The sequence below is a fragment of the Persephonella marina EX-H1 genome, assembly GCF_000021565.1.
Lineage (GTDB): Bacteria > Aquificota > Aquificia > Aquificales > Hydrogenothermaceae > Persephonella > Persephonella marina.
This window is the reverse complement of the sequence record NC_012440.1, coordinates 464,889-478,023: the sequence shown is the minus strand read 5'-3', so window position 1 is coordinate 478,023 and position 13,135 is coordinate 464,889. Positions and strand designations below refer to the sequence as shown.

Sequence of the window (13,135 nt, the reverse complement as noted above, 5' to 3'; positions counted from 1 at the left end):
TAAAAGGGGCTATACAGCCCCTTTTTACTCATAAGGTGTGTATTTACTTTTCATAAATTTTGACGCTGTCTTATTCAGAATATCTATCATCTCTTTTCTGACCTTATCAAGAAACTTACTGAACTGCTCATTTCCTGGAGCGTATATCTTTGAGTATTCAGATACATCCTCAACCATTATTTTTACATATGATCCTTCAACCTTTATAGCCATCTTACAGGGTATGATAACACCTATAGGATCAAACAGCTTTACCCCTTTTTTAAGGTAGGAAGCCTTACACAGTAGGTGTGTTTTGTACGGTTTTTTAGATTTTACAGTTTTGTCAACATTTATCGTGTGAACTATATCCCATCCGTGATCCATTATCTGAGATTTGAGCTCACCATTAATAGCTTTAAATGAGCCCTGTTTAATGATAACGTAGTAGTAACCCCTTTCATACTGGACAAAATCCTCATAACTGAAAGCTGTAAAAAATAAAAACAGAACTGTCAAATATGCTGATATATATTTCATACCGACTCCTCCTGACAGAAATATATTTTATATATTTTTAATAATACGACCTATTGAACGACAGTCTACACTCAAAAATAACCATTTATGGCATATAATATATTTTCCAATAATATATGGAGGATAAAGATGTCAGATAGAATAGATATGCTGAAAAAAGCTTTAGAAAAAGATCCTGAAAATCCACTTGGACTTTACGGACTTGGTATGGAGTATATGAAAATGGGAAATTTTGAGGATGCTATAGTCTATCTGAAAAAGTATCTTTCCGTTTATGATGATCAGGGGGCAGGTTACAGAGCACTTGCCCAGTGCTATGTAAAGCTTGGAGATATAGAAAAAGCCATTGAGGCTTATGAGAGAGGTATAGAACAGGCAAAAAAATACAAACATGCCTCAATGGAAAAAGAGTTCAGTCAGGAGATAGAGATACTTAAAGGTAAGATAGGAAAAAATTGAAAAAGGTTCTTTTAATCAGATTTTCTTCACTTGGTGATGTTATCCTGTCTACCTCTGTATTGAGGCCACTGTACGAAGCCGGGTATACTGTGGACTTTTTAACATTTAAACCATTTGATCAGATATTTAAAAAAGACTACAGAGTGAAAGATGTTCTTTCCCCTGAAAAAAGGGAGCTTAAAGGACTTTCTATCTTAAAATTCAGAGAAAAAATAAGTGATTACGATATCATAATTGATCTTCACAGAAATCTAAGATCTTCAGTTCTTACATACTCAAAGAGAACGGTCAGATACAGAAAAAACAGCATAAAAAGAAGGCTTTACATATATCCCATATTCAGAAAATTTATAAAAGATAAGTTTAATGTAGTAACAGCGTACACTGAGACTTTAGAAAGGTTAGGGATAAGATGCTCAGACTGCAGACCTGAGGTTATACTGACTGAGGAGGAGAAGAACAAGGTTAAAGAATACCTGCCAGATAAATTTATCGTTATCGGAACAGGAGCAAGGTACAAAAATAAGATATACAAAAATTATGACAGGGTTTCTGAGATACTGATAAAAAAAGGTTTTAATGTTGTTCTTGTAGGATCTTCTGAAGACAGGAAAAATGATAAAAATGTATATCCAGAAAAAGTTATAGATCTGAGGGGAAAGCTATCAATACGGGAGAGTCTTTCAGTGATATCCATTGCTTTTCTTACAATAAGCAATGACTCTGCAGTAGCCCATATGTCAAGGGCTGTAGGTACACCTGTATCTGTAGTGTACGGTGCAACACATCCATACTTTGGATTTGCCCCTCTTCCAGATGAGGGAGTTTATATAATTAAAGGTATTCCATGTCAGCCATGTGATCTCCACGGAAAAAAGGAATGTAAAAAAGGAAACACAGAATGTCTTGATATCCCTCCTGAGCTAATTGTTGAGAAAAGTCTCTCAACTGTAAAATAGCCTTTCTGGTATAATTATTTACAAACATACCGTGAGGTTTTTTTATGAAGAAGAGAAAAGTATCCCTCACTCCTGAACAGAAAAAAGATATTCCTGTAAAAGAGGTACCTATAAAAGAAGATGTTGACCTTGAGTTTGAATACAAGATATATATGCTTTTTGACAAACTGAAAAAGTACAAACTGTTTATAATTGCCGGTTTTGTAGCCTTTATACTCCTTATAATAGGTTTTGTTTATCTAAAATCAGAAAGGGAAAAACTGTTAAATGAGGCTTCAGGCGTTGTTTATGACATAAGGGCTTCCTATATTGATAAAAAGTATGATAAAGCAGATAATCTTATTAAAAAGTTCAAGGAGAGATACTCAGACACTCCATATCTCAAGTTAGTCCTTGCATACGAACTTCTGATTCAGAAAGAGAAAAATAACGTATCGGAAGATAAGATAAAAGAAGTAGAAAAACATATAAACTCAGAACAGATCAGATCTGGCCTTAAAGAGTTTTATGCATATACTTTACATTCAAAAGGTAAGAACAAAGAGGCTCTGACTGTTTTAGATCAGATAGACCAGAAGTATTACAACTATATATCAGCTTTACTTCTAAAGGGATTCATACTTAAAAAAGAAGGTAAAAACCCGGAGGATATATTCAGACAGATAACAGAACTTTCAAAGTACAACTACTTTAAAAAGATAGCTGAAGAAAATCTTTAAAAAGGAGGAAGTATGGAAAAAAGAGAAAAGCTTTACGAAGGAAAAGCTAAGATCATATACGCAACTGATGAGCCTGATAAGGTTATAGCTTACTATAAAGATTCAGCAACAGCTTTTGATGCTATAAAAAAGGCAACGATTGAAGGAAAGGGTGTTCTCAACAACAAAATAGCATCTTTCTTCTTTCAGCTTCTCAATGAGAAAGGTATTCCTACACATTTCATAAAACAGATCTCAGACAGGGAGATGCTCATTTATAAGGTTGATATAATACCTGTTGAGGTTGTTGTAAGAAATATCGCTGCTGGAAGTATTGTTAAAAGACTGGGCATACCCGAGAAAAAGGAGTTTGATCCCCCACTTGTTGAGTTTTATCTTAAAAATGATGAGCTCCACGACCCTATAATATGTGAACAGCATATTTACGCTATGGATCTTGCAAAGCCTGAGGAAGTTCAGAAGATGAAGGAGCTTGCTCTCAAGGTAAATGATGTTCTAAGAGAGTTTATGAGAGAACAGGGGATTATTCTTGTAGATTTCAAACTTGAGTTTGGAAGAAAAGACGGACAGATAATTCTTGCAGATGAGATATCACCTGACACATGCAGATTCTGGGATGCAAAAACAGGTGAGAAATTAGACAAAGACAGATTCAGGTTTGATCTTGGAGATCTTATAGAAGGATATACAAAGATCCTTGAAAAGATACAGAAGAAAGAAGGAGAGTAAGATATGCTCCAGGTTAAAAAAGCTGTAATACCTGTTGCAGGATTTGGAACAAGGTTTCTCCCTGCAACCAAGGCAACACCTAAAGAAATGATGCCAATCGTTGATAAGCCTATCATACAGTATATCGTTGAAGAGGCTGTAAAATCAGGGATAGACACAATAATCTTTGTTACAGGAAGGCACAAAAGGGCTATTGAGGATCATTTTGATTACGCCCCTGAACTTGAGTACACACTTGAGAAATCAGGAAAGGATGAGTATGTGAATATTATCAGAGAGATAAGTGATATGGCAAACTTCGTTTATATAAGACAGAAAGAACAGCTTGGACTTGGACATGCTATCCTGACAGCACAGCATGTTATAGGAAATGAACCTTTCGCCGTTCTTCTCGGAGATGAGCTTATAATAAATGAAGAACAGCCTGGAATAAAACAGCTCATAGAGGTTTACCAGAAATTTGGTAAATCTGTCCTTGGAACAACAGAGGTTCCAAAGGAAGAGACATACAAGTACGGGATCGTTGAAGGAACGGAGATAGAGGATGGAATTAAGCTGGTTAACTACCTTGTTGAGAAACCTGAACCTGAAGAGGCACCATCCACATCAGCTATCATAGGGAGATACATACTGACACCAAACATATTTGATGCTCTCAAAAGAACACCATTTGGTAAAGGAGGAGAGCTCCAGCTTACTGACGCTCTTATGACTTTAAGAAAGGAAGAGGCTGTTTATGCAAAGGATATAGAAGGGATAAGGCATGATACAGGAAATAAGTTAGGTTATATAAAAGCTATAATAGACTTTGCCCTTGAAAGGGAAGACACAAAAGATTTTATAAAACAGCTTATCATCTCAAAAGCTAAAGAACTCCAGTAATGGGAAATTTCAGACCAAAAAAGAGGTTCGGTCAGCACCTTCTGATCTCAAAAGGTGTTATACAAAAAATTGTTGAATGCCTTGATATAAAAGAAGATGATACGGTTGTTGAGATAGGTGTAGGAACAGGACAGCTCACAGAGGAGATACTGAGGAGAAATCCAAAGATAGTTTACGGCATAGAGATAGATAAGACAGTTTATCCCATAATAGAAGAGAGATTTAAAGATTTTAAAAACTTTGTTCTTATAAAGGAAGACTTCTTTGATGTTGATCTTAGAAAACTGACAGACGGGAAGATAAAGCTTACAGGAAATCTTCCATACAATGTTGCCTCTCACATACTTGTAAATACAGCTTTTTATATAGATATTCTTCAGCTTGCTGTATTCATGATACAGAAAGAGGTTGCACAGAAGTTAGTAGGAAAACCAAAAACAAAGGATTACACATTCATGTCTGTTTTTCTCCAGACATTCTTTGATATTGATTATGTAATGAGCGTTCCTGCAAGATTTTTCAGCCCACCTCCTAAGGTTACATCAGCTGTTATAAGGATGATCCCTAAGGAGAAATTACCTGTATCCTTAGATCATATGAAAAAGTATAAAAACTTCGTCTCAATGCTTTTTTCAAACAGAAGAAAGATGCTCAGATCAAAGATAGATAAAGATATTCTTGAAAGAGCGGGGATAGATCCAAAAGCAAGGGCTGAGGAGCTTTCAGTTGATGATTTTATAAGACTTTTCTCAGAACACCTTCTTTATAAACATGATGGCAAAAACGAGAACAGCTGAGTTCAGAGCAAACCTGAAAGGTTTTTGAGGTAAATAAGGGGATACAAGAGAGCCTAATATAACACCGAATATACCACCCTGAAGGAGTTTGAACAGAACATCAGTATCAACCCCTCCAAATGAGTAATGGAGTCCACCTGCAAAAACACTGAGAATAAAACCGTGGACAATATCCGTCCCTATTATCCTTGATGGATTCATAGGACAGAGGGCAAGGAGTATTGAGGCGACTATAACACCTGCTCCAACAGATGTAAAACCTATATCAAAACCAACAACCAGTCCTATAACAGGAATAAGGAAAGGTCTGTTTCTTATATCAAAGTTAGCTATCTTCTCAGATTTTGAGAACATCCTGTAGTAAGAGAATGTGCATGATACAAGTATCATAAAGATTATGAAGGCAGGGATAACCTTTCCAGCAATAGCAGGATATCTGTCAAAAAAGCAGTGGAAAGCATAACTTCCAAGAAAAGCTCCAGGGATACTTCCAGAGGCAAGTAGAAGTGTGAGCTTTCTGCAAACAAGACCTCTTTTTATGTATATACCTGAGGCAAATATCTTTGTTATAGCAGAAAAAAGAAGGCTGGTTCCCACAGCTGTGCTGATAGGAACCCCCATAAAAATCGTAAGGACAGGAGTTGTCAGCATCCCACCTCCGATCCCTGTAAGCCCTATGATCAAGCCAAGAATAACACCGGCTATTACTAACTCCATCTATTCCTTCTCTGTGAATGTATGTAATCCACACTCAAGCTTTCCTTTACCTGCCCATCTTCCAGCTCTCTCATCCTCACCTTCAAGGACAGGTCTCGTACATGGTGCACATCCTATACTGAGGTAGTTCTGATCGTAAAGGGGATTATAAGGGAGGTTGTTTTCATGAACGTACTTCCATACATCCTTCCTTGTCCAGTCTGCTATAGGATTTACCTTCAGTATTGTCTTTCCTGAAGGGAGCCTGTGTGTCTCAACCTTTCCAATATTTGCCCTTGTAGGGGACTGATCCCTTCTCATACCTGTTATCCATACATCAAGCTCCTCAAGAACCCTTTTTAGAGGTTCAACCTTCCTTATCTGACAGCATTTGTCAGGATCTTTCTCGTAAAGTTTTTCCCCATAGAGTCTATCCTGTTCCTCAACAGTTATAAGAGGTTTTATTATCTTCAGATTTATATCCCATTCTTCTTTTATCTTCTTAACAAGCTCATACGTCTCAGGAAAGTGATAATCCGTATCAATGAATATGATCAGAGCATCCGGTTTTATCTCCTTTATCATATGGATAATAGAGACATCATCCGCACTGAAAGATGATGTGAAACCAACATTTTTAAAGTTCTGGTAAACCCACTTCAAAAGATCCTGGGCTGGCAGGTTCTCAAAATGATCACTTCTCTCTTTAACAAACTCTTTTGTAAACATACAACACCTCCTTTATAACTCATAAATATTTTTGTAGTTTAGATAGTCTGAGTATCTCTGTATGTTTCTCAATATCTGGCTGTAATCGTATCTGTGGAAAAGATCCTCCGTTATCTTATAGCCTTCTTCTATAGATCTGACAGTTCCTCTAACCAGTAGTAAAACAGCCCCATTTATAAAAAGATACCTTTCATAATCCTTTAATCTCTTTGAGAGAAGCTCTGTTATGAACTCGGAGTGATCCCTCGGACTGAATCTCCCTTTAAGTTCAAAGTTATCTATATCCAGATCATATCTTTCAAGTTTTCCATCAGAATAGATATACAGCTTTGATCTCCCTGTAATATCCGGGTATCCATCTACACCTGTAACCACGCCAAATCTTCTGTATCTTTCTTTCAACAGATCTATATAAAAATCTATCTCTGACTCTTTAGCTCCTGTTATGTGATACATAGAACCTACAGGATTTACAAACTTTTCCGTATAGTTAAAAAGATCATCTATATTCAGCTCTTCCCTCAGACCATTCAGATCAGAAAGTGAAGGCAGAAAAAGCGATCTGTTGAAAAAGCCTATATTCAGATTTTTAAGCATGCTCTCACTGTCCTCATTTGTGAGAACTGTTATACCAAGATGATCAAAGATATCCTTTGTTGAACCTTTCCCAAGATTATCACCATGGAAAACAGCCTTTATCTCACTTTTTGGAAGAAGGGAGAGAACAACAGAAGCAGGGATAAGGAAGTATGGTGAATTTTTTTTCAGTTTATAAGGATAACCAATCTCTATACTGTCTGGAAGAAACAGGTCTATCTTCTCAATCTTTTCCCTTAAAACATCAACAGCCTTACCAAAAATGTAAGGAGATCCGTTATACTTCAAAAAAACAAGGAAAGAAGCTGTCTTTACATCAGAAAGCTTACCTTCAAGTATTTTATGCAGTATATCCTTTGTACTTCCCGTTAAACTTTCTTCCTTATAACTTCCAAAAAATGTTCTAAAAAATCTTCCGTTCATCTCAACAACCTCCTTTCACCATCCATTATTGCAAACGGCATGCCATAATGATAAGTCTTTGAAAATAAAAGATTTTTGTATATAACCGTCTCTTTTTATGGAAAAAAATTGATCAATCTGGCGAAATTTTGAACATCACAACAAAGCTGAAAATATTAAAAGCCTTTAATTACAGGAACTTACCCTATTGGCACATTCATTGCTTTATCATTACTGAGTAAATGTAAGGAGGAGAAAGTATGATCAAAAACGGGATTTACAGAGATTACCTTAAGGATATAGAAAGATTTAATCAGCTGTACGATCAGTATAAAAAAGGCGAGGCTTTTGAGAGTGATTTTAAGGCTTTCAGGCTTAACAACGGTATATATGGACAGAGACAGCAGGAATTTCATATGGTAAGAATAAAGATACCTGCAGGTGTTCTAACACCTGATCAGATTAGAGAGATAGCAGATATAGGTGATCAATTTTCAAACGGCGTTGCACATGTAACAACAAGACAGGATATACAGTACCACTGGATAAAGCTTGATGACGTTCCTGTTATCATACAGAGGATAAATGAGGCAGGTCTCACAACAAAGGATGCCTGTGGAAACACACTCAGAAATATAACAGCAAGCTACCTTTCAGGTGTATGTCCTTACGAGCCCTTTGAAGTTGAAAGAATAGCCCTGAAAATCACAGAACTCCTGATAGGAAGGTATGAGGATCTTCCCAGGAAGTTTAAGATAGCATTTGCCTGCTGTAGAAAACATTCATTCCTTATACCGTTTAATGATCTCGGGTTTATACCCGTTGTAAAGGACGGAAAAGCAGGTTTTGAGGTTTATATAGGCGGTGGTCTTGGAGACAGACCAAAATACGCCCATAAGTACACAGATTTCCTCCCTATAGAAGACCTGACTATCATAATCTCCGCCGTTATGGATCTATTTGACAGGTATGGGGACAGAAAAAACAAGAGACATAACAGACTTAAATTTCTTATAGAAAAACTTGGTTTTGAAAGATTCTTAGAGCTTTTACAGGATAGTATAGAGAGGGCAAGATCCGTAGAGGAAAGTTTCAGCTGTGATATTACAATAAACGGGACAAAAACTGTTGAAAGAAAACTTCCATACTCTGAAGAGCCGCAGTTTAATTTCTGGCTTGAGAGCAACATCCTACCACAGAGACAGGAAGGGTTATACACAGCTCTGGTAAAATTAAGTCTTGGAAATATAACAACAGGAAAACTGAGATCTCTTGCCGATATAGCTGAAGAGTATTCTCTAACGGTAAAAGCAACACACGATCAAAATGTAGCTCTACTAAATATACCTGAGGAAGATCTTGAGAGTGTGTATACACAGCTTAAACTCTCAGCTCTCGATGCTGTAGGAGCATCATCATACCTGGATATAACATCATGCCCAGGCTCAGAGACATGCAGTCTCGGTATAACAGCTGCGAGGGAACTTTCAAGGGCTATTTACGACATACTTCCAAAGGACAGGGAGACATTTGAAAAGATAAAAGATATAACGATAAAGGTGAGCGGATGTCCTAACTCCTGTGCCCATCATCATGTTGCATCAATAGGTTTCCACGGTATAGCTATGAAAATAGGAGAAACACTTATACCAGCTTACGTACTTCATCTTGGAGGTTCAGGTGATATAGATGGGGCAAAAATAGGACATACTGTCCTTAAGATCCCGGCTAAAAATGTTCCTGATGTTGTAAAACATCTTATAGATCTTTACCTGAACTATGGTGAGGGAAGACCTTTTGAAAGGTTTGTTGAAGAGTACGGGATAGACAGGATAAAGGAAGAGCTTTCTGTATATCAGGAACTGAAGGAAGGTATAGAGTACAACAAGGACTGGGGTTCTGATAAGGAGTTCTCTCTTGAAGATCTCGGTACTGGGGAGTGTGCAGGTATAATAGCTGATAAGGTTGAGACAGCTTTAAAAGAAGGTGAGAGACTTATAAAGCAGGCTGAAAGCCATATTAGTAAAGGATTTAAAGATGATGCTTATCCACATATTGAAAAGGCTGTACAGATTATAGCATCAGGACTTTTAATTCCTTTTGGAGTAAAAGCTGAAGGGAAAGATGCTATAGACAGATTCATAGAACATATTATAGGAAGAAAACTTATAGATGAGAGATACATATCCCTTTTAACAGGGGAGATAAAAGATATTGATAAGCTTCTGGAAGAATCTAAAAAGTTCTATCAGGACGCAAAGAGAACATACCTTAAACTGAGAAGGGACACAGAGAAGAAAAAGGAAGAGAAGAAAGAGGAAACAGCAAGGAAGGAGTTTCTTGATCTTAGAGGTGTTGAGTGTCCGTTTAACTACGTAAAGGCAAAAATGAAGTTGAAAGAGATGGATACAGGATCAATACTTGTTCTTACAATAGATGGTGAAGAGTCTATAAGAAGCGTTCCACAGAGTATAAGGGATGACGGTCATGAGATAATTGATATTCAGGAGGAGAACGGCTACTACACCGTGGTGGTAAGAAAAAGATAACTATACAAATCAGTAATTTTTGTATATTATAGATTATTATTACCTGGGAAAAATTACGGTGTAGTATGAATATAAAAAGTAAAAAAGCTATAATAGGCTCTCTTCTTATATTTTCTGTTGCCTTTTCCTTCCCTTTTCAACACCAGAAGGAAGATATAACAGTTCCTTTAAATGTTGAGGGAAGCGGAAGCTCAGATGTAGTTGTAGAGGGCTGTATAGGTGACTGTGCAGCCTGCCACTCAATCACCCCCTACGAAGCAAAAAGCATACTTGACGTTAAATTTGATGTTAAAAAAATACTTAACATTGATATAAAGAGAGGATACTTTGAGATCATCTATGAAAACTCTGAAGGAAAGAAGGAAAAGATAAATCTATTTTTCGGAAAGGATAAAGCATGCCGAGAAGTTATATTATTAGACGAATAAAAGAGTAGGGGGTAGATATGAGTCTGCAAAACTTTCTAAAAAAGTCTGTAATTCACAAAATCCTCTTTATTACCCTTTCAGGTGCTGTAGTTTTTTCCATAGCCTCAGTTATCGTTTACCTCATAATCTTTTCAAACGAGCAGACCTACCAGCTTGTTGAACAGCTTATAGCATACGCAAAAGCTCACCCTCTTAACTTTGCAATGTTACTTGGTTTTATAACATTTCAGGCAACATTGATCCCTATAGTTATGACTTATTTTCTGGTTAAAACAGAGATAATCAATCCGCTGAACGATATCGCTGACAGGATGGAAAAGATATCTGTAGGTGAGCTTGATGAAGAGATGAAGATTGACAGGGAAGATGAGATAGGAAACCTTCAGGAATCTTTTGAAAGGATGAGAGTCAGCCTTAAAGTTATAATAGACAAGTTAGAGAGTGAACAGCTGTAGTGGCTAAAAATTAACCAGTACTGGTTAAAAAATATACAGAAAATTGATACAAAAACAGACCGGTACTGGTTTATTTTATTAAAATCAATAACTTACAATAATGGCACACTCCTTGCTTAATACTTCCTGAAAATCAATTTCAGGAGGTATTATGATGAAAAAATTAACATTAATTTTGACTGCGGCTTTACTGCTTATCATTCCATCCTTTGCTAAGGATAAGCTCCTTGTGGTATTCATCTATAGTGATGGAAGCCCTGCATATCAAAAGATTCATAACAAGATACTGAAGGACAAGTATCTCTCAAAAAGAATTAAGAAAAGCTTTGATTTTAGAGAGATATCACTTAAAGACCCGCAGGTTGATAATTTTGTAAACAGGTACGGTATTGAGAAGAAAGAGGGTGTTTACTTTATAAATCCTGAATCTGGAAGCCTTCTTTACGCGGTGACTGATCTTTCACAACCCTGCAGATGTGCAAATCTGATAAACTACTTCTCAAGAAATCTCCATAAAAAGGGAATTGATCCTGATGAGTATCTGATAAAAGCTGAAAAGATAGGGGCATACAAAGTAAAAGTGGAAGATAACTATCTTTTCTAAAGGGAAGGTGGAAAATCTTCCCTTTTTCCATAAATTTAGCTAAGATTAAGAAAAAAAGAGGTAGAATTTGACGAAAAAGGTTTATATACTGGCAAAAGATAAAAAGGTCAGGGATATTTTTAGCAGGTATCTGAACGGTATAGTCTATCTGGAAGATCCTAAAAAGATAAGCAAGATATCAGGCGTTGTTTTTGTCAATATATCAGATTTTGGTATTGTTCCTGTTGATGTAAAGAAAGGTCTCTTTCCTATAGCGATTTTAGACAAAAGTATATCCAAAACAAATCTTGCCGCATTTATTATGAGAATAATGAGTAAAAACTACTTTGATTATATAGAGTTCCCTTTTTCAGAAAAACAGTTAAACTCAATCCTTGAGAAGATAAACCAGAAAGAAGAAAATGAGAAAAAGCTCATTTATTTCAGAAACAGATCTGCACAGGACGGTGTTTTATGCCAGTATCTATGTTCAATAATAGGTTCATCACCTCAGCTCAGAGAAATATGTAAATTAGCAGGTGAGGTTGCTCCTACAGACCTTCCTGTTTTGATAACCGGAGAAACAGGAACAGGGAAGGAACTACTTGCAAGGGGAATATGGAAGCTCAGTAAGAGAAGTAATAAACCTTTTATAGCTATAAACTGTGCTGCGATTCCTGAAAACCTTTTAGAGTCTGAGCTTTTCGGCTATGAAAAAGGGGCATTCACAGGTGCCGAAAAAACAAAGGAAGGTAAGTTTGAGCTTGCAGATGGAGGAACAATATTCCTTGATGAGATAGGAGAGCTGCCATTGTCCGCCCAGTCTAAACTTCTCAGAGTTTTACAGGAAGGAACATTCTACAGGGTAGGTGGAAATAAAGAGATAAAAGTTGATGTGAGGGTTATGGCAGCAACAAACAGGGATCTAGAAGATATGGTAGCAAAGGGGAAGTTCAGGGAGGATCTATACTACAGGCTGAACCTGATACATCTCCATCTTCCACCTTTAAGGGAAAGGAAGGAAGATATACCTTACATCGTTGAATGTATAGTGAACAAGTACAACCAGAAACTAAGTAAAAGTATTGCCGGAGCTTCAAAGGAATATATGGAGGTTCTTAAAGATCAGAGATGGGAAGGAAATATAAGGGAGCTTGAAAACACAGTTGTGAGATCAATGATCCTCTGCAGGGACAACATACTTACAGTAAACGATCTTACATTTTTAAGGGAAAAGAGGGTAAAACCTCAGATTGAGGACAACTTTGAGGAGATTCTAAAGAACAGAGTTCTGGCATCACTTGAAGAGGGAAGTATAGAAGAGATTAAAGAAAAGATTGATAAAATAATAGTACAGACAGCCCTTGAGTACACAAAACACAATCAGGTAAAAGCATCTCAGCTTCTCGGCATAAACAGAGCTACACTCAGAAAGAAGATTCAGAAGTACGGTCTTTAATATCAGTCTTTGTAACAGATTCTTAAAGTGATAAAATTTAATACCTGAAATCTGTACCTTCTGTGCCGGAGTGGCGGAACTGGAAGACGCGGGAGACTCAAAATCTCCTGTCCGAAAGGGCGTGCGGGTTCGAATCCCGCCTCCGGCATCTACAAAATATGAGAGGTTAGTTG

The 13,135-nt window shown here is 36.9% G+C and carries 15 protein-coding genes and 1 tRNA gene; 12 read left to right on the top strand and 4 right to left on the bottom strand.

Translation table 11 applies throughout. The features are described 5' to 3' along the window. Positions 1-24 precede the first annotated feature (24 nt). Positions 25-519 (bottom strand): DUF302 domain-containing protein, encoded by a 495-nt coding sequence (locus tag PERMA_RS02640; protein ID WP_012675626.1) that lies wholly within the window; start codon positions 517-519, stop codon positions 25-27. A 129-nt stretch (positions 520-648) separates the two neighbouring features. Here PERMA_RS02640 and PERMA_RS02635 point away from each other — a divergent pair, with 129 nt between their 5' ends. From PERMA_RS02635 to rsmA, 6 genes are read left to right on the top strand one after another with little or no spacing between them, the layout of a single operon-like run. Continuing rightward, entirely contained in the window at positions 649-978 is a 330-nt protein-coding gene (locus PERMA_RS02635; protein WP_012676470.1) for a tetratricopeptide repeat protein, read from the top strand. Next, positions 975-1,937 (top strand): glycosyltransferase family 9 protein, encoded by a 963-nt coding sequence (locus PERMA_RS02630; RefSeq protein ID WP_012676466.1) that lies wholly within the window; start codon positions 975-977, stop codon positions 1,935-1,937. Before PERMA_RS02635 ends, PERMA_RS02630 begins: the two co-directional genes overlap by 4 nt. A 44-nt stretch (positions 1,938-1,981) precedes the next feature. Further along, the gene (locus PERMA_RS02625; RefSeq protein WP_012675634.1) at positions 1,982-2,656 is read left to right on the top strand and encodes a tetratricopeptide repeat protein; all 675 of its coding nucleotides are present in this window, start codon (positions 1,982-1,984) and stop codon (positions 2,654-2,656) included. A gap of 12 nt (positions 2,657-2,668) precedes the next feature. Then, entirely contained in the window at positions 2,669-3,385 is a 717-nt protein-coding gene (gene purC / locus PERMA_RS02620; RefSeq protein ID WP_012675760.1) for a phosphoribosylaminoimidazolesuccinocarboxamide synthase, read from the top strand. Positions 3,386-3,388: 3 nt separating this feature from the next. Further along, positions 3,389-4,267, top strand: a complete 879-nt coding sequence (galU, locus tag PERMA_RS02615; protein WP_012676895.1) for a UTP--glucose-1-phosphate uridylyltransferase GalU — start codon at positions 3,389-3,391, stop codon at positions 4,265-4,267. Beyond that, positions 4,267-5,064, top strand: a complete 798-nt coding sequence (rsmA, locus tag PERMA_RS02610; RefSeq protein ID WP_012675737.1) for a 16S rRNA (adenine(1518)-N(6)/adenine(1519)-N(6))-dimethyltransferase RsmA — start codon at positions 4,267-4,269, stop codon at positions 5,062-5,064. The genes galU and rsmA overlap by 1 nt, the downstream gene beginning before the upstream one ends. Here rsmA and PERMA_RS02605 read toward each other — a convergent pair. From PERMA_RS02605 to PERMA_RS02595, 3 genes are read right to left on the bottom strand one after another with little or no spacing between them, the layout of a single operon-like run. Continuing rightward, positions 5,017-5,781: a sulfite exporter TauE/SafE family protein gene (locus PERMA_RS02605; protein ID WP_012676858.1), complete on the bottom strand. Its 765-nt coding sequence runs from the start codon at positions 5,779-5,781 to the stop codon at positions 5,017-5,019. The genes rsmA and PERMA_RS02605 overlap by 48 nt on opposite strands. Next, a complete protein-coding gene (locus PERMA_RS02600; protein WP_012675563.1) occupies positions 5,782-6,489 on the bottom strand; it encodes a phosphoadenylyl-sulfate reductase in 708 nt (235 codons plus the stop codon). A 12-nt stretch (positions 6,490-6,501) separates the two neighbouring features. Further along, a complete protein-coding gene (locus PERMA_RS02595) occupies positions 6,502-7,509 on the bottom strand; it encodes a hypothetical protein (RefSeq protein ID WP_012676263.1) in 1,008 nt (335 codons plus the stop codon). A gap of 239 nt (positions 7,510-7,748) precedes the next feature. On the opposite strand from PERMA_RS02595, the gene PERMA_RS10460 reads away from it, so the two are divergent. From PERMA_RS10460 to PERMA_RS02565, 6 genes are all read left to right on the top strand, one after another. Further along, complete coding sequence (locus PERMA_RS10460; protein WP_012676704.1) at positions 7,749-10,037, top strand: sulfurtransferase TusA family protein; 2,289 nt, start codon at positions 7,749-7,751, stop codon at positions 10,035-10,037. Between the two features lie 65 nt (positions 10,038-10,102). Next, the gene (locus tag PERMA_RS02585; RefSeq protein ID WP_012676010.1) at positions 10,103-10,465 is read left to right on the top strand and encodes a hypothetical protein; all 363 of its coding nucleotides are present in this window, start codon (positions 10,103-10,105) and stop codon (positions 10,463-10,465) included. 17 nt (positions 10,466-10,482) lie between these two features. After that, positions 10,483-10,920, top strand: a complete 438-nt coding sequence (locus PERMA_RS02580) for a HAMP domain-containing protein (RefSeq protein WP_012676961.1) — start codon at positions 10,483-10,485, stop codon at positions 10,918-10,920. Positions 10,921-11,074: 154 nt separating this feature from the next. Then, a complete protein-coding gene (locus PERMA_RS02575; protein ID WP_012676036.1) occupies positions 11,075-11,524 on the top strand; it encodes a hypothetical protein in 450 nt (149 codons plus the stop codon). A gap of 67 nt (positions 11,525-11,591) precedes the next feature. Beyond that, positions 11,592-12,962, top strand: coding sequence for a sigma-54 interaction domain-containing protein (locus PERMA_RS02570; RefSeq protein ID WP_012676846.1), 1,371 nt, complete (start codon positions 11,592-11,594; stop codon positions 12,960-12,962). Between the two features lie 64 nt (positions 12,963-13,026). Next, positions 13,027-13,110 (top strand) — tRNA-Leu (locus tag PERMA_RS02565). Positions 13,111-13,135: the final 25 nt, after the last annotated feature.